Annotated in this window: 18 protein-coding genes and 1 other RNA gene; 10 read left to right on the forward strand and 9 right to left on the reverse strand. The window is 53.6% G+C overall.

Annotated elements, in window-relative coordinates:
- Positions 1-9: 9 nt before the first annotated feature.
- The 8 genes from tdcC to F3J30_RS17160 all read right to left on the reverse strand — a co-directional run bounded on the left by tdcC (position 10) and on the right by F3J30_RS17160 (position 8,736).
- A complete protein-coding gene (gene tdcC, locus F3J30_RS17125; RefSeq protein WP_166718010.1) occupies positions 10-1,341 on the reverse strand; it encodes a threonine/serine transporter TdcC in 1,332 nt (443 codons plus the stop codon).
- Positions 1,342-1,352: 11 nt separating this feature from the next.
- Complete coding sequence (gene tdcB / locus F3J30_RS17130; protein ID WP_014071861.1) at positions 1,353-2,342, reverse strand: bifunctional threonine ammonia-lyase/L-serine ammonia-lyase TdcB; 990 nt, start codon at positions 2,340-2,342, stop codon at positions 1,353-1,355.
- Positions 2,343-2,464: 122 nt separating this feature from the next.
- Entirely contained in the window at positions 2,465-3,385 is a 921-nt protein-coding gene (gene tdcA, locus F3J30_RS17135; RefSeq protein WP_014071862.1) for a transcriptional regulator TdcA, read from the reverse strand.
- Positions 3,386-4,074: 689 nt separating this feature from the next.
- Positions 4,075-4,454: RNase P RNA component class A (rnpB, locus tag F3J30_RS17140), an RNA gene on the reverse strand.
- A 32-nt stretch (positions 4,455-4,486) separates the two neighbouring features.
- Positions 4,487-5,632: a glycerate 2-kinase gene (gene garK / locus F3J30_RS17145; protein ID WP_166718011.1), complete on the reverse strand. Its 1,146-nt coding sequence runs from the start codon at positions 5,630-5,632 to the stop codon at positions 4,487-4,489.
- Between the two features lie 61 nt (positions 5,633-5,693).
- Entirely contained in the window at positions 5,694-6,584 is an 891-nt protein-coding gene (gene garR, locus F3J30_RS17150) for a 2-hydroxy-3-oxopropionate reductase (RefSeq protein ID WP_014071866.1), read from the reverse strand.
- 31 nt (positions 6,585-6,615) lie between these two features.
- On the reverse strand, positions 6,616-7,386 hold the full coding sequence (gene garL / locus F3J30_RS17155) for a 2-dehydro-3-deoxyglucarate aldolase (protein WP_166718012.1): 771 nt from the start codon (positions 7,384-7,386) through the stop codon (positions 6,616-6,618).
- A gap of 15 nt (positions 7,387-7,401) precedes the next feature.
- Positions 7,402-8,736, reverse strand: a complete 1,335-nt coding sequence (locus F3J30_RS17160) for an MFS transporter (RefSeq protein ID WP_166718013.1) — start codon at positions 8,734-8,736, stop codon at positions 7,402-7,404.
- A gap of 414 nt (positions 8,737-9,150) precedes the next feature.
- On the opposite strand from F3J30_RS17160, the gene garD reads away from it, so the two are divergent.
- Positions 9,151-10,722, forward strand: coding sequence for a galactarate dehydratase (garD, locus tag F3J30_RS17165; protein WP_014071869.1), 1,572 nt, complete (start codon positions 9,151-9,153; stop codon positions 10,720-10,722).
- A gap of 45 nt (positions 10,723-10,767) precedes the next feature.
- Here garD and F3J30_RS17170 read toward each other — a convergent pair whose 3' ends face one another.
- The gene (locus F3J30_RS17170) at positions 10,768-11,571 is read right to left on the reverse strand and encodes a DeoR family transcriptional regulator (protein WP_014071870.1); all 804 of its coding nucleotides are present in this window, start codon (positions 11,569-11,571) and stop codon (positions 10,768-10,770) included.
- Between the two features lie 251 nt (positions 11,572-11,822).
- Between F3J30_RS17170 and kbaZ the strand changes: the two genes are divergently transcribed.
- The 9 genes from kbaZ (at position 11,823) to malX (ending at position 20,827) form a co-directional block, all read left to right on the forward strand.
- Positions 11,823-13,118, forward strand: a complete 1,296-nt coding sequence (gene kbaZ / locus F3J30_RS17175; protein WP_166718014.1) for a tagatose-bisphosphate aldolase subunit KbaZ — start codon at positions 11,823-11,825, stop codon at positions 13,116-13,118.
- Positions 13,119-13,138: 20 nt separating this feature from the next.
- Positions 13,139-13,612 (forward strand): PTS N-acetylgalactosamine transporter subunit IIB, encoded by a 474-nt coding sequence (agaV, locus tag F3J30_RS17180; RefSeq protein WP_014071872.1) that lies wholly within the window; start codon positions 13,139-13,141, stop codon positions 13,610-13,612.
- Between the two features lie 10 nt (positions 13,613-13,622).
- Positions 13,623-14,402, forward strand: coding sequence for a PTS N-acetylgalactosamine transporter subunit IIC (agaW, locus tag F3J30_RS17185; RefSeq protein WP_166718015.1), 780 nt, complete (start codon positions 13,623-13,625; stop codon positions 14,400-14,402).
- Complete coding sequence (gene agaE, locus F3J30_RS17190; RefSeq protein ID WP_024906386.1) at positions 14,392-15,270, forward strand: PTS N-acetylgalactosamine transporter subunit IID; 879 nt, start codon at positions 14,392-14,394, stop codon at positions 15,268-15,270. Before agaW ends, agaE begins: the two co-directional genes overlap by 11 nt.
- A 16-nt stretch (positions 15,271-15,286) precedes the next feature.
- Positions 15,287-15,721 carry a PTS galactosamine/N-acetylgalactosamine transporter subunit IIA gene (gene agaF, locus F3J30_RS17195; protein ID WP_166718016.1) on the forward strand — a complete coding sequence of 145 codons (435 nt, stop codon included), beginning with the start codon at positions 15,287-15,289 and terminating at the stop codon, positions 15,719-15,721.
- Positions 15,718-16,851 carry an N-acetylglucosamine-6-phosphate deacetylase gene (nagA, locus tag F3J30_RS17200; protein WP_166718017.1) on the forward strand — a complete coding sequence of 378 codons (1,134 nt, stop codon included), beginning with the start codon at positions 15,718-15,720 and terminating at the stop codon, positions 16,849-16,851. Before agaF ends, nagA begins: the two co-directional genes overlap by 4 nt.
- Before the next feature lie 247 nt (positions 16,852-17,098).
- A complete protein-coding gene (locus F3J30_RS17205) occupies positions 17,099-18,253 on the forward strand; it encodes an SIS domain-containing protein (protein WP_166718018.1) in 1,155 nt (384 codons plus the stop codon).
- Between the two features lie 13 nt (positions 18,254-18,266).
- Positions 18,267-19,139: a tagatose-bisphosphate aldolase subunit KbaY gene (gene kbaY, locus F3J30_RS17210; RefSeq protein WP_148243359.1), complete on the forward strand. Its 873-nt coding sequence runs from the start codon at positions 18,267-18,269 to the stop codon at positions 19,137-19,139.
- Between the two features lie 116 nt (positions 19,140-19,255).
- On the forward strand, positions 19,256-20,827 hold the full coding sequence (gene malX, locus F3J30_RS17215) for a maltose/glucose-specific PTS transporter subunit IIBC (RefSeq protein WP_014071879.1): 1,572 nt from the start codon (positions 19,256-19,258) through the stop codon (positions 20,825-20,827).
- Positions 20,828-20,838 lie beyond the last annotated feature (11 nt).

A 20,838-nucleotide genomic window follows, 5' to 3' on the forward strand; every position in this document is an offset into this window, starting at 1 on the left:
AGCTTTGATTTAGAACAGTTTGTAAACGATATTCAGAATGGTCAGCAGGCCGACAACGGTGACGAAAATGTTCTCCGTTCTGCCTTTGTATTTCGCCAGCGCCGGAGTCTTGCGGATGGCATACATCGGCAGCAGACACAGCAGAGAGGCGATGATCGGCGCACCCATAGCTTCGATAAGGTCGAGAATGTTCGGGTTGGCGTAGGCCACAATCCAGGTAGAGCCCATGATGAAGACCATGCTGATGGTGTTCAGTTTGCCCACCGAGACTTTCTTCTTATCGCCCTTATAACCAAACTTCAGAACAAGGCCGTTCAGCCCTTCCAGCGTGCCGAGGTAGTGGCCGAAGAAGGATTTGAAGATAGCGACCAGCGCAATGATTGACGCACCGTATTCCAGAACCGTTGCAAAGGTGGATTTGGTTCCGGACAGTGAAGCAAAGTGGTTTGCCAGGTAAGAAAGCACCGGAATGTTCTGCGCTTTGGCTTCCGCCATGTTCTGCGGAGAGAGCGTGAACAGGCAGCTAAAGGCGAAGAACATCACCACGGCCACCATCAGCAGGCTGGCGCGGCCGATGATTTTGGAACATTTCTGCTCGGTGAATTCTTTGCCGAACTCCGGTTCGTACTCTTCGCGTTTCGACACCACGAACGAAGAGACAATCGGTGAGAAGTTAAAGGAGAAGACCATGATGGAAATCCCCAGCCAGACGGTAACCAGAATGCCGTCATGCCCGGTAAAGGCGATATCGCTCAGGTTGACCTGGTCGATAACAGCAGAGTTCCAGTAAGGGATCAGCGACAGGGAAATCAGCACCAGGCTTGCGATAAACGGGAACACCAGGAAGCTCATTACCTTCACCATCAGGTCTTTACCAAACCAGATAACAAAGGCCATCAGCAGCAACAGGAACAGCGCCACAAAGCCGCGGTTCAGCGCAGGCAGCTGGAGCTGGTTTTCCCAGAAAGTCATGAATGTGTTGGTAATGGTGACGCCGTAAATCCACAGCAGCGGGCAAATGGCAAAGAAGTAGAGGAAGGTGATCACCACCCCGCCGGTTTTGCCGAAGTGCTCTTCCACCGTCTCGGTGATGTTGCCGGAGACATTGCTGCCGGACAGGCATAAACGCGCCAACGCACGGTGGCAATAAAACGCAATCGGGAAGGCGAGAAGCAGCATGAGCAGGATAGGGATCAGGCCGCCAAAGCCTGCGCGGATTGGGAAGAACAGCACGCCTGCGCCGATTGCGGTGCCAAACAGGCCGAGCGTCCAGGTGGTATCAGACTTACGCCAGGTGGACGTTTTTGTCTGGCCAACGATAATGCTTTCAGTGTTGCTCATAGGTCATCCTTTTATGCGTCAACAAAGCCGGTAATTTGGGAAACGCGGGAGAGGTCAATATTGCCGCCGGAAATAATGCTCACGGTTTTACGGCCCTGAATATAATGATCAAGCTTGCCGCTTAATAACGCCGCACACGCCAGTGCGCCAGCACCTTCAGTGACCACTTTATTTCGCTGGATGAGGGCAATCATGCTGTTGCGAATATCGTCTTCACTGACCAGCACAATGTCATCAACTAATTCACGAACAATTTCGAAGGTTAAATTACCCGGACGAGAAACATCACAACCGTCGGCTAATGTACCGGTGACACGGTGATTCATTATTTCTCCGGCATAATAGGATGCCGCCATACCGTGAACATTTTCAGACTGTACGCCAATAATATTAATGGTTGGGTTAATGGATTTAATGGCTGTTGCAATCCCGGCAATTAAACCACCGCCGCCAATCGGTACAATCACATTATCGACATCGTATAAATCTTCGAGGATTTCCAGACCAATGGTGCCCTGTCCGGCAATGACTTTAGGGTCATCATAAGGCGGGATAAAAATGCGCCCTTCCATCTCAACAATTTCACTCACTTTGGCAATGGTGTCGTTGAAGTTCTCACCGTGCAGCACCACTTCAGCCGAGTAGTCGCGTGTTGCTGCGACTTTGGATTTAGGGGCGCCCATCGGCATCACTACCTTGCCGTCGATCCCGAGCATAGCGCAGGATAGCGACACGCCTTGCGCATGGTTGCCCGCTGAACATGCCACCACGCCTTTACGTTTTTCGGCATCGGTCAACGAGCTTAATTTATTAAACGCACCGCGAATTTTAAAGGAGCCGGTACGCTGCATGTTTTCAAACTTCAGAAATATCTCACCTTTACAACGTTCACTGAGATAGTTTGAGCGTGGCATTCCGGTTTTATATATTTTTCCTGCCAGTCGTTTTCTGGCGTCCTGAATATCTTCAATTGTCACCGGGAGATCGTAGGTAATGTGCATAATATCCTCGTTATAATAATTCATTTTCTTCAGGCAAGATCAGGGTGTCAGAGTTTTAACAAGATAAACTCTGGGTGTTTTTAAAAAGGGTTAAACGTATTGTTGTTAACGTTATTAATGAATCATCGTCGTCGTTCACTGTTCAGCGAAGAATACTGTTTTGCCAGTTCGACTAATACTGACGCCGATTTTTTAATACTGTAATTTTTCGACCACACCGCGGCATAACGCGCTACGGGTAATTCATCTTCAACCGGCAGCACAATAAACTGGTCTGAACCAAAAGGCGCAATCATGTCGCGCGGGATTACCGTCAGGTAATCGGCATTCAGTACCAGGTTGTAGATGGTGACGACGGAATCGGTCTGGACGATGTTTTCAATGCTGATGTGGTTGTCTTGCAGGGTGGTCAGGAGTTCTTTGTAGTAGCCCATGTCGGTTTGCGGCATCACCCACTGTTCATCCGTGAGCGATGCCAGTGTAGTCGATCCGGTGCACGTTCGGGATTTGCTGGCCACCAGCACAAATTCGGATTCAAACAGCGGCTCAACATGCAGATCCTGGAGCAACATTTCATCGCTCAGCGTACCAATCGCGAAATCGAGGCGCCCATCGCGGATAGCTGGCAGGAAAGAGGAGAGCTGCGCTTCATACATAGAGACTCGCGCTTTTGGGAACACTTCCTTGAATTTTTTGATCATTTCCGACAGGAAGGTGAAACCAATCAGCGACGGGTAGCCAAAGGAAACATCCATAACGGTGCTGAAACTGAGGCTGTTAATTTCGCTCACCATGTTTTTCATTTCGCGGGTGATCGACTCAGAGTAGGACAGCAGCACCTGGCCTGCGGCAGTCAGTTTTACGCCGGTATTTTTGCGAACCATCACTTCAACACCGAAGTAGGACTCGATATCGCTGATAATTTTGCTGACAGCGGGTTGCGTCAGGCCCAGTTGTCTTGCAGCAGAACCTATGGAGCCACTTTTAATGACTTCCTGAAATACCACGAGGTGCTGTGTTTTCGGTAGAATAATAGTGTTCATAATATTCTGCGCTTATTTCCCTATGACGGGGAAGGATTCTACTCAATATCAATAAGAAGGGTATGTGCTGTTACTCACAATTTGCCTTTTCACACCATTACCACCGGCTGTAAAAACCCATTAAAAAACTTTAAAATCAACTAGTTACCAAATTAAAAACACACCATTCCGCTGATATTGATCAACAAAACAGGGAGTAATAACTTTATTTTATGCCAATAACCGAGGTGGATTTTGTCTATTTTTAAATATCAATAAAGACTATCTTTCAAGCAATTAAAGGCGAATAAATAGCCATTATTTCTTTCAAACATTTTTGTGACTTATCAAATATATTAATAATCATTTTTCTGACTTACCGGAAAGAGTGGAACACATCACACATTCACGGGGTAAATGTTTTTAGATTCAATATCTGCATATCAAATAAGAAAAAAATGAGCACCATCACGACAACAACTATAACAATTTGCCAACACTGGAAAATGACGGTTTTTTAGCGTGAAATTTTGCGCACCAGGCCATCCACGGATGATGAATGTAAGCATTGCTCACAGAAATAGTGAAATGTGCTTATGGTCGCAAATTTGAGAATTGATGTCGTTTGCAGGCATTGCCGGATAGCGCTGCGCTTACCCGCTGGCATCCAACCAAAAGCAAAAACCCCGCCGAAGCGGGGTTTTTTAAGAAGTTGAAGCTGACCGATAAGCCGGGTTCTGTCGTTGGACAGTCATTCATCTAGGCCAGCAATCGCTCACTGGCTCAAGCAGCCTACCCGGGTTCAGTACGGGCCGTACCATGTGAACCCCTATTTGGCCTTGCTCCGGGTGGAGTTTACCGTGCCACGGACTGTTACCAGCCGCGCGGTGCGCTCTTACCGCACCCTTTCACCCTTACCTGATCCCACTTGCGTGGGCCATCGGCGGTTTGCTCTCTGTTGCACTGGTCGTGGGTTTCCCCCCCAGGCGTTACCTGGCACCCTGCCCTATGGAGCCCGGACTTTCCTCCCCTTCGCCCGTCTCCACCCGAAGGAGGACGACGACGAAGCGGCGACTGTCTGGTCAGCTTCGGCGCGCAGTATAGAGGGTTTGCACGCCGCTGTCACCCTTGCGTGCGCATCCCCATCTGCAAAGTCGCCGCGATATTGCGTGATGCGCGGTAAATGTTGTCGAATGCTCCCCGGAACGCCTCTTCCAGAGAGCCAATGCTGGTCAGTACGCTGAACACCGCATCGATACCGTACTGGTGCACAACGCCCACGTCTTTGGTCAGGCTACCGGCGATACCAATCACCGGCTTGTGGTATTTTTTGGCAACATTCGCTACGCCGACAGGGACTTTGCCATGAATACTCTGGCTGTCGAGCCGCCCTTCTCCCGTCACAACCCAGGTGCAGTCGTGAATATGTTCTTCCAGGTTAAGCGCCTGCGTGACTATCTCAATACCGCTACGCAGCTCTGCACCGAGAAATGCCATCAGCGCCGCCCCCATCCCACCTGCCGCCCCCGCACCCGGAACATGCTTCACGTCGATGCGCAGAGACGTTCTAATCACGTCCGCATAGTGGCTAAGATTGGCATCCAGCTCCAGGATCATCCCTTCATCCGCCCCTTTCTGCGGGCCAAAGATACGGGATGCGCCCTTTTCCCCCACCAGCGGATTTGTCACATCACACGCCACGCGAAGAGTGCAACTCTTCAGGCGCGGATCAAGACCCGATAAATCAATGCTGTTGAGTGCCATCAGGCTCCCACCACCGTAACCAATCTCTTTGCCGTTGGCATCGCAGAGTTTTGCACCCAGCGCCTGCACCATGCCAGCACCACCGTCGTTCGTTGAGCTACCGCCAATACCGATAATGATATTGCGCGCACCTTTATCCAGCGCGCTGAGGATAAGCTCTCCGGTGCCGCGCGATGTAGTGACAAGTGGGTTACGCAACGCGGGAGGCACAAGAGCCAGGCCACTTGCCGCCGCCATCTCAATAAATGCAGTTTTACCGTCACCGGACATGCCCCAGCAGGCATTCACCTTTTCGCCCAGTGGCCCGGTCACCACGGCATGATGCTCCGTGCCCTGGGTTGCGGCAATCATCGCTTCGACTGTACCTTCCCCGCCATCGGCAACAGGAACAGAAACATAAAGTGCATCGGGGAAGATCTCCCGAAATCCTTTTTCTATCGCCTGAGCTACCTCGGTGGCAGAAAGGCTTTCTTTATAAGAGTCTGGAGCGATTACGATTTTCATAGTTGTAGCCTGTTACTGCACTCGGCAAAAATACCGGGCGCGTTCCCGCGCCCGTTTTTTATTAGCGAGAGACTTCTACCTTCGCCAGTTTTTCGTAGTAGCACGCAATCGCGCTGTGGTCGGCGGTGCCCAGACCATCGGCACGCAGCGCCTGCATCATTTCCATTACCGCCGCGGTCAGCGGCAGCTGCGCACCCACGCCGTGAGAGGTATCCAGCGCATTCGCCAGATCTTTAATGTGCAGGTCGATACGGAAACCTGGCTTGAAGTTACGATCCATCACCATTGGCGCTTTCGCATCCAGCACGGTGCTGCCTGCCAGGCCACCACGGATTGCCTGATACACCAGATCCGGGTTGACCCCTGCTTTGGTCGCCAGCGTCAGCGCTTCGGACATGGCGGCAATGTTCAGCGCCACAATCACCTGGTTTGCCAGCTTGGTCACGTTACCTGCACCGATTTCACCGGTGTGGACAACAGAGCCCGCCATCGCTTTCAGCAGGTCATAGTATTTGTCGAAAATCGCTTTATCGCCGCCCACCATCACTGACAGCGTGCCGTCTATCGCTTTAGGTTCACCGCCGCTGACCGGAGCATCCAGCATATCCACGCCTTTCACTTTCAGCGCTTCACTGATTTCACGGCTCGCCAGCGGGGCGATAGAACTCATATCAATCACTACCAGGCCCGGTTTCGCGCCTTCAATAATGCCGTTCTCACCCAGAGCCACCTCTTTCACATGCGGTGAGTTTGGCAGCATGGTGATGATCACGTCGCACTGCTCGGCAATAGCTTTGGCGGTAGTTGCCGTTTCTGCCCCTGCGGCAATCACTTCAGCAACCGCCTCTGGATTACGGTCAGAAACCACCAGTGAGTAACCTGCTTTAATGAGGTTTTTACTCATTGGTTTACCCATGATACCCAGGCCAATAAAACCAACTTTCAGTGTCATAATTGCGTCTCTCTCTTTCTCTCAGGGGTGGTTATTTCTTAAAGGAATCAGCCAGTTTTTGCGTGGCAGAGCGGAATACGCCGAGGTCACTGCCGACAGCGACAAACGTCGCGCCCCATTCCAGGTAGCGGCGGGCATCGGCTTCAACCGGGGCCAGAATGCCGCATGGTTTGCCGTGTGCTTTGGCGCGGGCAAAAATATGCTGGATAGCGCGTTGTACTTCCGGGTGAGACGCATTGCCAAGGTGTCCGAAGGCGGCAGCCAGATCGCTTGGGCCAACGAAGATACCGTCAACACCCTCGGTCGCTGCGATGGCATCGACGTTATCGACACCCTGCTGGCTCTCAATCTGCACCAGGATGGTGATGTTCTTGTTGGACTGCGCAAAGTAGTCCGGCACGGTGCCAAACATGTTGGCACGGTGAGAAACAGACACGCCGCGAATACCTTCTGGCGGATAGCGTGTAGACGCCACGGCCTGTACCGCTTCCTCAACGTTCTCCACAAACGGGATCAGGAAATTGTAGAAACCGATATCCAGCAAACGCTTGATGATCACCGGCTCGTTAGTCGGGACGCGAACGACCGGCGCGCTGCTACTGCCTTTCAGCGCCATCAGCTGCGGGATAAAGGTGCTGATATCGTTCGGCGCATGTTCGCCGTCCAGTACCAGCCAGTCAAACCCCGCCAGGCCGAGCACTTCCGTGCTGATTGGGCTTGCCAGAGCTGACCAGCAGCCAATCTGAATCTGGTGTGCCGCGAGGGCCGCTTTAAACTTATTCGGGAAGATATCGTTACTCATCGCTTATACCTTTGCTTATTTCTGCAATTCCATACGTTTGATGTCGCCGACTACGAACAGGTAGCAGACCATCGCCATCAACGCTGAACAGCCAACGAATACCAGTGCCGCGTTGAACGAATGCAGTTCACTGACCAGATAACCAATTACCAGTGGAGTCACGATGGACGCCACGTTACCAAAGACGTTAAACACACCACCGCACAGGCCCACAATCTCTTTTGGTGCCGTGTCGGAAATTACCGGCCAGCCCAGCGCACCAAACCCTTTGCCGAAGAACGCCAGCGCCATCAGGGCCACCACCAGCGCGGTGTTATTGGTGTAGTTGCACAGGATGATTGAAGAGGCCAGCAGCATTCCCAGTACAATCGGCAGCTTACGCGCCAGGGTAATCGACTTGCCTTGCTTAATCAGACGATCCGAGAACACCCCGCCGAGCACGCCACCGGCAAACCCGCACAGCGCCGGAATAGAGGCCACCAGACCCACCTTCAGAATCGACATGCCCTTTTCCTGCACCAGATAAATCGGGAACCAGGTGAGGAAGAACCAGGTGATGGTGTTGATAAAGTATTGACCAAAAAATACGCCCAGCATCATGCGGTTAGTCAATAACTGTTTGATGTAATGGAGCTTAGGCCCGCTCGCTGCCTGTGCGCCCGGCTTTTTATGGTCCATATCAACCACTGCGCCGCCTTCGGAGATAAACTTCAGCTCCTGCTCAGACATCCGTGGATGATCGGTTGGATTATGGATGAACTTCACCCACATACCGGTCAGCACGAAGCCAATCACACCCATTACGGTAAAGACATGTTCCCAGCCCCAGGCGAAGGTTAGCCAGCCGAGCAGCGGTGAGAAGATCGCCAGCGAGAAATACTGCGCGGCGTTAAAGATGGCAGACGCCGTGCCGCGCTCTTTGGTCGGGAACCAGGCGGCCACAATACGGGCGTTTGCCGGGAAAGACGGTGCTTCCGAGAAGCCAAGCATAAAACGCATGATAAACATCGACACGCCTGCCCAGGCCAGCGGGAAGACATCGACAAAACCTTGCAGGAAGGTGAACAGCGACCAGAAAAACAGGCTATAGGTATAGACCTTTTTGGAGCCAAACTTATCCAGCAGCCAGCCGCCGGGGATTTGCATCAGCAGGTACGCCCAGCCAAACGCAGAGAAGATGTATCCCATTGATACGGCACTCAGTTGCAGCTCCTTCGCCACTTCAGTACCAGCAATTGACAGCGTCGCACGGTCAGCGTAGTTGATGGCCGTAACGATAAATATAATCAGTAGAATTAAATAGCGGGTGGGCACACCCTTTTTAGCTTCTACAGTAGTATCCAGTATCATGTTTATTTCCTCGGGCACATCGATAGATTTATATTTATAATTTTTAGAAAGAATATTTCCTGATTATTTATCGATAGCAGGCAATATCAGGTAATTAACCAGATGCAATGAAATCGTGATTCAGTATAATCATCACCCGGTGGCTGCACATTGTTTTAATGCTCAATTATCACTTCCCATTTCAACAATATATTGAGCATATGCACAAAGCACTGGGCGCTGATGCACAGAATCACGCATTACTGACCAGGACGCGCTATCTCTGGTTTTGTTGAGTGATCTGGATCACATTCTTATCCCTTAAGTCCTGACATTCTTTATTTAAGAAAGCAGCGTCTTTATTTCGATAATAAGAAAATAAATACCCAATCTGCTGCATTTATTATCAGACACTTTGCTGGAGAATACTGAACAATGGCCGACATTGAAATTCGACAAGCGTCGCCGACGGCGTTCTATATAAAAGTACACGACACAGATAATGTGGCGATTATTGTCAACGACAACGGTTTAAAAGCCGGAACCCGATTCCCGGACGGGCTGGAACTGATTGAGCATATTCCACAAGGACATAAAGTTGCCCTGGTGGATATCCCTGTTCATGGCGAAATCGTTCGTTATGGCGAAGTCATTGGCTACGCGGTTCGTGCTATCCCGCAAGGAAGCTGGATTGAAGAATCTCTGGTTGAGCTGCCAAAAGCGCCGCCGCTGAACACGCTGCCGCTGGCGACCCGCGTTCCTGAACCGCTGCCACCGCTGGAAGGTTATACTTTCGAAGGTTATCGCAATGCAGACGGCAGCGTTGGCACCAAAAACCTGCTCGGCATTACCACCAGCGTACACTGCGTGGCGGGCGTGGTGGACTATGTGGTGAAAATCATCGAACGCGATCTGCTGCCAAAATACCCGAACGTAGACGGCGTGGTGGGCCTGAACCATCTTTACGGTTGCGGTGTGGCCATCAACGCACCGGCGGCTGTTGTGCCTATCCGTACCATTCACAATATCGCCCTGAACCCGAACTTTGGCGGCGAAGTGATGGTGATTGGTCTGGGCTGCGAGAAGCTGCAACCCGAGCGCCTGCTGCAAGGCACTGAAGACGTAAAAGCCATTCCGGTGGACGATGCCAGTATTGTGCGTTTGCAGGATGAGCACCATGTCGGTTTCAAATCGATGGTCGACGATATTCTTCAGGTTGCAGAACGCCATCTGGATAAACTGAACAATCGCCAGCGTGAAACCTGCCCGGCCTCTGAGCTGGTAGTCGGCACGCAGTGCGGCGGCAGCGATGCGTTTTCCGGCGTAACCGCGAACCCGGCGGTCGGCTATGCCTCTGACCTGTTTGTACGCTGTGGCGCAACGGTGATGTTCTCTGAAGTCACCGAAGTACGTGACGCCATCCATCTGCTGACGCCACGCGCCATCAACGAGGAGGTGGGCAAACGCCTGCTGGAAGAGATGGCCTGGTACGATAATTATCTTGATATGGGCCAAACCGACCGCAGCGCCAACCCGTCTCCGGGTAACAAAAAAGGCGGCCTGGCGAACGTGGTGGAAAAAGCCCTGGGGTCGATTGCTAAATCCGGCCAGAGCGCCATTGTGGAAGTGCTCTCTCCGGGCCAGCGCCCAACTAAACGCGGCCTGATCTACGCCGCAACACCGGCCAGCGATTTTGTCTGCGGCACGCAGCAGGTGGCATCCGGCATTACGGTGCAGGTCTTTACCACCGGGCGCGGCACGCCGTACGGCCTGATGGCAGTGCCTGTCATTAAAATGGCGACCCGTACCGAGCTGGCTAATCGTTGGTATGACTTAATGGACATTAACGCCGGGACCATCGCCACCGGGGAAGAGAGTATTGAGGATGTGGGCTGGAAGCTGTTCCATTTCATTCTGGATGTGGCGAGTGGTCGCAAGAAAACCTTCTCTGACCAATGGGGATTACATAACCAGCTGGCGGTGTTTAACCCGGCGCCGGTGACCTGATAAACTCAAATCCTCTCCCTCACGGGAGAGGATTACCCTAACCCCTTAAACCAGCACCACGTCAATCCCGCTTTTACGCAACCCTTCCAGACTTTCCGCCGGAATACCTTCATCGACAATAATCATATCAATCCGTTGTGTATCAATGATTTTATGCAGGCTTGAGCGGTTAAATTTGCTGGAGTCAGTGACAACGATAATGCGCTCGGCGACCTCACACATTTTGCGATTCAGACGGGCTTCGTCTTCATTATGCGTGCTCACACCGCGGTCGAGATCGATGGCGTCTACGCCCAGAAACAGCAGGTCAAAATGGTAATTCTGTAAGGACTGCTCCGCCTGGTCGCCATAAAATGACTGCGACTGACGCCGCAGATGCCCACCGGTCATCAGCAGTTCCACCCCTTCCGCTTCCAGAAGCGCATTCGCCACGTTCATCCCGTTGGTCATGGCAATCACGTCCGTGTGCTGACGCAACATCCGCGCGATCTCAAACGTCGTGGTACCGGAATCCAGAATGATGCGATGCCCAGGCTTCACCAGCGCAGCAGCGGCCTGCGCGATACTGCGCTTCACCGCCGTATTCAGCGAGCTTTTATCCTCCACGGAAGGTTCAACGCCCGGGATATTGCCTTCGCAAATCAACGCGCCGCCATAAGCGCGAACAGCAATGCCCTGCTTCTCAAGAAAAGCCAGGTCGTTGCGGATCGTCACCGTCGAAACGCCGTAAAGATGAGAAAGATCGTTAACCTGCACGCTACCCTGCGCCCGCAACCGCTGAATGATCTGCTCTCGCCTTTCACTGGTGCCGGTGACACGCTTTTCCGCGGATGAATCGGTGCTGCTCATACGAGCTCCTTAATAAATAAACTTTCGTTTCATTTCGTTTTGACTATTAAGGCCTTTCTTTTACGGGAATGCAAGCCCTGTCAGGCGCGTAGACGCAAGATAGCCTGGCGCTGAAACCTTTCATTATGTTTCTTTTGTGAAACAGATCGGAAAACTATTATCTTTCGTTTTATTTTTATACCACCATGATGCAGGATTAAATGAAACAAAACGAAAGACAAGAACCATAAACATCCGAAACGGAGAGGAAAGTGAAACATCTGACAGAAATGGTGGAACAACATAAACGGGGGAATGCAAACGGGATCTATGCCGTCTGTTCCGCACATCCACTGGTACTTGAAGCTGCAATTCGTTATGCGCATTCGCATCAAACACCACTTCTGATTGAAGCCACCTCCAACCAGGTGGATCAGTTTGGTGGTTATACCGGCATGACACCTGCTGATTTTCACGGGTTTGTCTGCAAGCTGGCAGAATCTCTTGGTTTCCCGACGTCACACCTCATCCTCGGTGGAGACCATTTGGGTCCCAACCGCTGGCAAAATTTGCCTGCGCAGCAGGCGATGGTAAATGCCGACGCTCTGATCAAAAGCTATGTTTCAGCCGGATTCAAAAAGATCCATCTCGACTGCAGCATGTCCTGCGAGGACGATCCGGTTCCCCTGACCGATGCGATCGTCGCCGGGCGCGCCGCACGTCTGGCGAAAATTGCCGAAGAGACCTGCCGTGCACAGTTTGGTGTAGCCGATCTGGTTTACGTTATCGGCACAGAAGTTCCGGTTCCAGGAGGCGCCCATGAAACGCTCACCGAGCTTGAAGTCACCACGCCGGACGCGGCACGCGCGACGCTTGAAGCGCATCGTCACGCCTTCGAAAAGGAAGGATTAAACGACATCTGGCCACGCATTATTGGTCTGGTGGTTCAGCCTGGCGTGGAATTCGATCATGCGCACGTCTGCGACTATCAACCGCAGAAAGCCGTCGCGCTAAGCAAAATGGTTGAAACCTACGACACGCTGGTATTTGAAGCGCACTCCACTGACTACCAGACCCCGCAGGCGCTGCGCCAGCTGGTAAACGATCACTTCGCGATTTTGAAAGTTGGCCCAGCCCTCACCTTCGCCCTGCGTGAAGCCCTCTTCTCTCTGGCCGCGATTGAAGAGGAACTGCTGCCAGCAAAAGCCAGCTCTGGCCTGCGCCATGTTCTGGAAAACGTGATGCTAGACCGGCCGGAATACTGGCAGAGCCATTACCACGGTGACAGCAACGCCCGACGCCTGGCGCGCGGCTATAGCTACTCTGACCGCGTGCGCTATTACTGGCCTGACAGCCAAATTGACGTCGCTTTTGAACAACTGGTGCGCAACCTTGCAGACGACCCCATACCGCTGCCGCTCATCAGCCAGTACCTGCCGTTGCAGTACAGCAAAGTTCGCGAGGGTGCTCTCAAGTCGACACCGCGGGAACTCATCATCAACCACATTCAGGACATACTTCAGCAGTACCACGCCGCCTGCGAAGGCGTAACAACTCAAAACGCATAAATAAAAATGAGGAAAACGCTATGCCAAACATTGTCTTATGCCGCATCGATGAACGCCTGATCCACGGTCAGGTAGGCGTGCAATGGGTGGGGTTTGCGGGGGCGAACCTGGTGCTGGTGGCAAATAACGAGGTGGCTGAAGATCCGGTTCAGCAAAACCTGATGGAAATGGTGCTCGCGGAAGGGATTGCCGTGCGTTTCTGGTCGCTGCAAAAAGTGATCGACAACATTCACCGTGCCGCCGAGCGCCAGAAAATTCTGCTGGTCTGTAAATCACCCGCCGACTTTTTGACGCTGGTTGAGGGCGGCGTGCCTATCACCCGTATCAATGTTGGAAACATGCACTACGCCAATGGCAAACAACAAATTGCCAAAACGGTATCTGTCGACGCAAGCGATATCACTGCGTTCAACGGCCTGAAAGCGGCCGGAGTGGAGTGCTTCGTTCAGGGCGTTCCAACAGAAACTGCTTTGGATCTCTTTAAACTGCTCTGAGGGATTCACAATGGAAATCAGTTTATTGCAGGCTCTGGCGCTTGGTGTTCTCGCCTTTATCGCCGGTCTGGATATGTTTAACGGCTTAACGCATATGCACCGCCCAGTGGTGCTTGGGCCGCTGATTGGCCTGATTCTCGGCGATTTGCACACCGGCATTCTAACCGGCGGTACGCTGGAACTGGTCTGGATGGGGCTGGCCCCACTGGCGGGCGCACAGCCACCTAACGTAATTATCGGCACGATCGTGGGCACCGCGTTTGCCATTAGCACCGGCGTGAAGCCAGAAGTCGCCGTTGGCGTTGCCGTCCCGTTTGCCGTCGCGGTACAGATGGGGATCACCTTCCTGTTTTCCGTTATGTCCGGCGTGATGTCCCGCTGCGATCGCATGGCAGCAAACGCCGACACCAACGGCATTGAACGGGTCAACTATCTGGCGTTGCTGGCTCTCGGTATCTTCTACTTTCTGTGTGCTTTCCTGCCGATCTACTTCGGCGCGGAACATGCAAAAACCGCCATTGACGTTCTGCCAGCTCGATTGATTGACGGCCTCGGCGTGGCGGGCGGCATCATGCCAGCGATCGGCTTCGCCGTGCTGCTGAAGATCATGATGAAAAACGTCTACATCCCTTACTTCATCATCGGCTTTGTGGCTGCGGCCTGGCTCAAGCTTCCGGTACTGGCGATCGCGGCTGCGGCCCTGGCAATGGCGCTGATCGATCTTATGCGTAAATCACCTGAACCGACGGCACCTGCTGCCCAGAAAGAGGAATTCGAAGATGGCATCTAATCAAACAACGTTACCGGGCGTGTCTGAAAGTGAAGAGACCCTGCTGACTGGCGTTAACGAAAACGTCTACGAAGACCAAAGCATCGGTGCTGAACTGACGAAAAAGGATATTAACCGCGTGGCCTGGCGTTCCATGCTGCTGCAAGCCTCGTTCAACTATGAACGTATGCAGGCATCCGGCTGGCTGTACGGGTTGCTCCCAGCGCTGAAAAAGATCCATACCAACAAACGGGATCTGGCGCGCGCCATGAAAGGGCACATGGGCTTCTTCAACACCCATCCGTTCCTGGTCACCTTTGTTATCGGCATCATCCTGGCGATGGAACGCTCCAAGCAGGATGTGAACAGCATTCAGAGCACCAAAATTGCCGTCGGTGCACCGCTCGGCGGCATTGGTGACGCCATGTTCTGGTTAACCCTTCTGCCCATCTGCGGCGGTATTGGTGCCAGCCTGGCGCTACAAGGATCTATTCTGGGTGCAGTGGTCTTTATCGTGCTGTTTAACGTTGTACACCTCGGCCTGCGTTTTGGCCTGGCACATTACGCATATCGAATGGGTGTAGCGGCAATACCGCTGATCAAAGCCAACACCAAAAAGGTTGGCCATGCTGCCTCCATTGTCGGGATGACGGTGATTGGCGCGCTGGTGGCAACCTATGTCCGCCTCAATACGACGCTCGAAATCAAGGCGGGTGATGCCGTTGTCAAACTACAGGCTGACGTTATCGACAAGCTCATGCCCGCGTTCCTGCCGCTGGTCTACACCCTGACCATGTTCTGGCTGGTACGCCGCGGCTGGAGTCCACTGCGTCTGATTGGTATCACCGTGCTGCTGGGCGTTGTGGGTAAATTCTGTCACTTCCTGTAAAAGCAAAGAGGTTGCGATGTTAGGCATTATTTTGACGGGTCACGGTGGTTTTGCCAGCGGGCTTGAGCAGGCGATGAAGCAGATCCTTGGCGAGCAACCGCAGTTTATCGCCATCGATTTTCCTGAAACCTCCACCACCGCTCGACTGACTGAGCAGCTGGAACAGGCGGTAAACGGGCTCGACGAGCAGCACGATATTGTGTTTCTCACTGACCTGCTGGGCGGCACGCCGTTCCGCGTGGCTTCAATTCTGGCCATGCAGAAACCGGGCCGCGAAGTGATAACCGGCACTAACCTGCAACTCCTTCTGGAGATGGTGCTGGAGCGTGACGGATTAAGCAGTGAAGCGTTTCGTTTACAGGCGCTGGAGTGTGGGCACCGCGGGCTGACCAGCCTGGTAGATGAGCTTGGACGCTGCCGCGAAGAAGCCCCGGCAGAGGAAGGGATATGAGCCAGCTGTTACGCGCTCGTCGTGTGCTCACCGAGCAGGGCTGGCTCGACGACCACCAGCTACGCATTAACGATGGCGTCATCACCATGATTGAGCCCATCCCTACGGGCATAGCGGTGCGGGATGCCGAACTGCTTTGCCCCGCGTATATCGATATTCACGTTCACGGCGGCGCGGGCGTGGACGTGATGGATGATGCACCTGACGTACTGGATACCCTGGCGAAGCATAAAGCGCGTGAAGGGGTGGGCGCATTTCTGCCCACAACCGTCACCGCGCCGCTTGAGGCTATCCATGGCGCACTCCGGCGAATTGCCCGGCGCACTCTGTCCGGAGGGCCTGGCGCGGAAGTACTGGGCAGCTATCTGGAAGGCCCGTATTTTACGCCGCTAAACAAAGGGGCGCACCCGCCGGCGCTATTTCGGGAACTGGATATTGCTGAGCTGAACGCCCTGTCCGACGTTTCGCAAAACACGCTACGCGTGGTGGCGCTTGCGCCAGAAAAACCCGGCGCGTTGCAGGCAATTCAGCACCTGAAACAACGCGGTATACGCGTCATGTTAGGTCACAGTGGGGCCACCTACGCGGAAACTCTTGCGGCTTTTGACGCGGGCGCGGATGGCCTGGTGCACTGTTATAACGGCATGACCGGGCTACATCACCGGGAGCCCGGGATGGTTGGCGCAGGGCTTACGGACACACGAGCCTGGCTGGAGCTTATAGGCGACGGACATCACGTCCATCCGGGTGCCATGCGCCTGTGCTGCTGCTGTGCAAAAGATCGAATAGTGCTGATTACTGATGCGATGCAGGCTGCAGGAATGCCGGACGGGCACTACACCCTGTGTGGGGAAGAGGTCAGCATGCAAAACGGTGTCGTGCGTACTGCCGCCGGTGGCCTGGCGGGGAGTACGCTCTCGCTGGATGCTGCCGTACGCAATATGGTGGAACACGCGGACATCACTGCTGAAAATGCTATCCATATGGCATCGCTGCACCCTGCCCGGCTTCTGGGTATCGCTAACCAGCTCGGATCGCTAGCACCGGGTAAACGTGCAAATCTTATTGCTCTGGACGGTGGTTTACACCTTCAGCAGATCTGGATTCAGGGTCAGGCTCTTCCCCTTTAGCCCTTTCATTGTGTCTCCTGTTGGCCTTACGAAACCCAATCGTAAGGCCTTTCTTTTCCTTTCCTTCTATTCAGCCTTTTCTTTCACGATCACACTTTTCGGTTTATTTCTTTTCTTTCATTGAACTTTCGATTTCTTTTCTATAGATTTTATTTAACTGCTTAAGTGAACAAGTGAAACGAAACGAAAGATAGCGACATATTTGCCAGGCATCTGATGTGGAATTCACGCGACTAAGGACTGAGTTATGCAAGAAACGTACACCCCCACCTCCGCCACAACAGGCACATGGACTGAAGAAGAGATCCGTCAACAGCCCTCCTGCTGGATCCGCTCCCTCACGAATATCGATAGCCTGCGTTCAGCGATCGACAGCTTCCTGACGCCGCTGCTAAACAAGAACGATCTGCGGATCGTCCTGACCGGCGCAGGCACTTCGGCCTTTATCGGCGACATCATTGCACCGTGGCTCGCAAGCCAAACCGGGAAAAACATCACCGCCGTACCCACAACCGATCTGGTCACGAACCCGATGGATTACCTTAGCGCGACGCATCCGCTGCTGCTGGTCTCTTTTGCGCGCTCCGGTAACAGCCCGGAAAGCGTGGCGGCGGTTGAGCTGGCAAACCAGTTTGTGCCGGAGTGCTACCACCTGTCGATCACCTGCAATGAGGCGGGCAACCTGTACCAGAACGCCGTCGACAGCGAGAACGCGTTTGCCCTGCTGATGCCTGCCGAAACGCACGATCGCGGGTTTGCCATGACCAGCAGCATAACCACCATGATGGCGAGCTGTCTGGCGGTCTTCGCGCCGGAAACGATCAACAGCAAAACCTTCCGCGACGTCGCCGATCGCTGCCAGGCGATCCTCGTCTCGCTCGGCGATTTTAGCCACGGCGTCTTTGGCAACGAGCCCTGGAAAAGGATCGTTTATCTGGGAAGCGGAGGATTACAAGGTGCTGCGCGCGAATCAGCGCTGAAGGTGCTGGAGCTGACTGCAGGCAAGCTGGCGGCATTCTACGACTCCCCAACCGGCTTCCGTCACGGGCCTAAGTCGCTGGTAGACCACGAAACGCTGGTGGTGGTGTATGTCTCCAGCCATCCGTACACGCGTCAGTACGATCTGGATCTGCTGGCCGAACTGCGTCGCGATCGCCAGGCCATGCGCGTCGTGGCCATTGCCGCCGTTACGGATCCAGTGATTGAAGCGGGCCCCCATATCCTGCTGCCACCTTCCCGTCCGTTTATCGATATGGAACAGGCGTTCTGCTTCCTGATGTACGCCCAGGTCTTTGCGCTCACGCAGTCGCTCAGCGTAGGCAACACGCCAGATACACCATCCGCCAGCGGTACGGTTAACCGTGTGGTGCAGGGCGTTGTTATTCATCCATGGCAGGCTTAATGAGGATCTGATTATGAGTATCATCTCGACGAAATATCTTCTGCAGGATGCACAGGCAAAAGGCTATGCCGTTCCGGCGTTCAATATTCATAACGCAGAGACGATCCAGGCGATCCTCGAAGTGTGCAGCGAAATGCGATCTCCAGTGATCCTCGCGGGCACGCCGGGCACCTTTAAGCATATTGCGCTCGAAGAGATCTACGCCCTGTGCAGCGCTTACTCCCTCACTTACGACATGCCGCTGGCGTTGCATCTCGACCATCACGAATCGCTGGACGATATTCGTCGCAAGGTCAACGCCGGTGTGCGCAGCGCGATGATCGACGGTAGCCACTATCCGTTTGAACAGAACGTGAAGCTGGTGAAATCCGTCGTCGATTTCTGCCATCTCAACGACTGTAGCGTCGAAGCCGAACTGGGCCGTCTGGGCGGTGTGGAAGATGACATGAGCGTGGACGCTGAAAGCGCCTTCCTGACCGACCCGCAGGAAGCGAAACGCTTTGTCGAACTGACCGGTGTAGATAGCCTTGCCGTTGCCATCGGCACCGCGCACGGCCTCTATACCAAACGCCCAAAAATCGACTTTCAGCGGCTGGCTGAAATCCGCGAAGTCGTCACTGTGCCGCTGGTGCTGCACGGCGCGAGCGATGTCCCCGATGAGTTTGTTCGCCGCACCATCGAGTTGGGCGTTTGCAAAGTCAACGTAGCAACCGAGCTGAAAATCGCCTTCTCTGACGCGGTCAAAGCCTGGTTTGCCGAAAATCCGCAGGGCAACGATCCACGCTTCTACATGCGGGTTGGCATGGACGCCATGAAAGAAGTGGTCAGAAGCAAAATCACCGTTTGTGGTTCCGCAAACCGGTTACTGCTTCCGGCTGAAGCCTGATCCCATCGCCCATTACATCAATACCTAAAAAATAACTATAAGCCTCGCAAATATGAAGGCGCCTCCTTAAGCCGGACAGCGCCTTCCTTTATCCTAAAAATCCGAGGAGTCCCTACATGACACAGGAAAAGTCGTTTAAATCGAAAGCGTGGGAGTTTTTTCAAAGCCTGGGAAAGACCTTTATGTTCCCGGTCTCCCTGCTGGCCTTTATGGGTCTGCTGTTAGGTATCGGTAGCTCTGTTACCAGCCCTTCCACCATCAAGAGTTTTCCCTTTCTGGGCGGCGAATTAACGCAGCTCACCTTTGGTTTTATTGCCATGGTCGGCGGCTTTGCCTTTACCTACCTGCCGCTAATGTTTGCCATGGCGATTCCGATGGGCCTTGCGAAACGCAACAAGGCCGTGGGCGCGTTTGCCGGGTTTGTTGGCTATATGCTGATGAACATGAGCATCAACTATTACCTGACCGCAACCCACCAACTTGCTGATGCCGCGACAATGAGACAGGTTGGGCAATCGATCGTTTTGGGGATCCAAACCCTGGAGATGGGCGTGCTGGGCGGCATCGTGGTTGGCGTCATCACCTATTTCTTGCACGAGCGTTTTCAGGATACGGTCTTACACGATGCTTTCGCTTTCTTTAGCGGCATTCGCTTCGTGCCAATTATCACCGCCCTCACCCTTTCGTTAGTCGGTCTGGCCATTCCCCTGTTGTGGGAATACGTGGCGCTGGGGATTGCCGGAATCGGTCATGTCATCCAAAGCACCAGCGTTTTTGGGCCATTTCTGTATGGCGTCGGCGTGCTGTTGCTTAAACCTTTTGGCCTGCACCACATCCTGCTGGCGATGGTGCGTTTCACCCCGGCGGGCGGCATTGAGATGGTGAATGGTCATGAGGTCGCCGGTGCGCTGAATATCTTCTACGCCGAGTTGAAAGCCGGTCTGCCGTTTAGCCCGCACGTCACCGCATTCCTGTCGCAGGGCTTTATGCCGACCTTTATCTTCGGCTTACCAGCGGTGGCTTACGCCATCTATCGCACCGCTCGTCCGGAGAACCGCCCAGTGATTAAAGGGCTGCTGCTTTCCGGCGTGCTGGTTTCCGTCGTCACCGGTATTTCTGAACCGATTGAATTCCTGTTCCTGTTTATTGCCCCTGCGCTGTACGCCTTCCACATCGTGATGTCTGGCCTGGCCCTGATGGTGATGGCCCTGTTGGGCGTCACCATCGGCAACACCGACGGTGGAATTCTGGATCTGCTGATCTTCGGCGTGATGCAGGGAATGTCGACCAAATGGTACCTGCTGTTCCCGGTCGGTATTGCCTGGTTTGCCATCTACTTCTTCGTCTTCCGCTGGTACATCCTCAAGCACGATATCAAAACGCCTGGTCGTGAAGTGGATACTCAGGGCGCGCTACAGGCCGTGGAGGCTAACACCCGCGCGCGCGGAAAATCGAAATACGATCATGGGCTTATTCTGCGTGCGCTCGGTGGCAAAGAGAACATTGAGTCGCTCGATAACTGCATCACCCGGTTGCGTCTGGTGGTGAAAGAGATGGGCCTTCTCGACCAGCAGGCATTGAAAGAGGCTGGTGCGCTGTCGGTGGTGGTGCTTGATGCCCATAGCGTTCAGGTGATCATCGGCCCGCAGGTCCAGAGCGTCAAAACCGGCATTGAAGCCTTAATTTAACAGGGGGTAGT

This window comes from Enterobacter sp. Tr-810 (assembly GCF_011752765.1).
Lineage (GTDB): Bacteria > Pseudomonadota > Gammaproteobacteria > Enterobacterales > Enterobacteriaceae > Enterobacter > Enterobacter soli.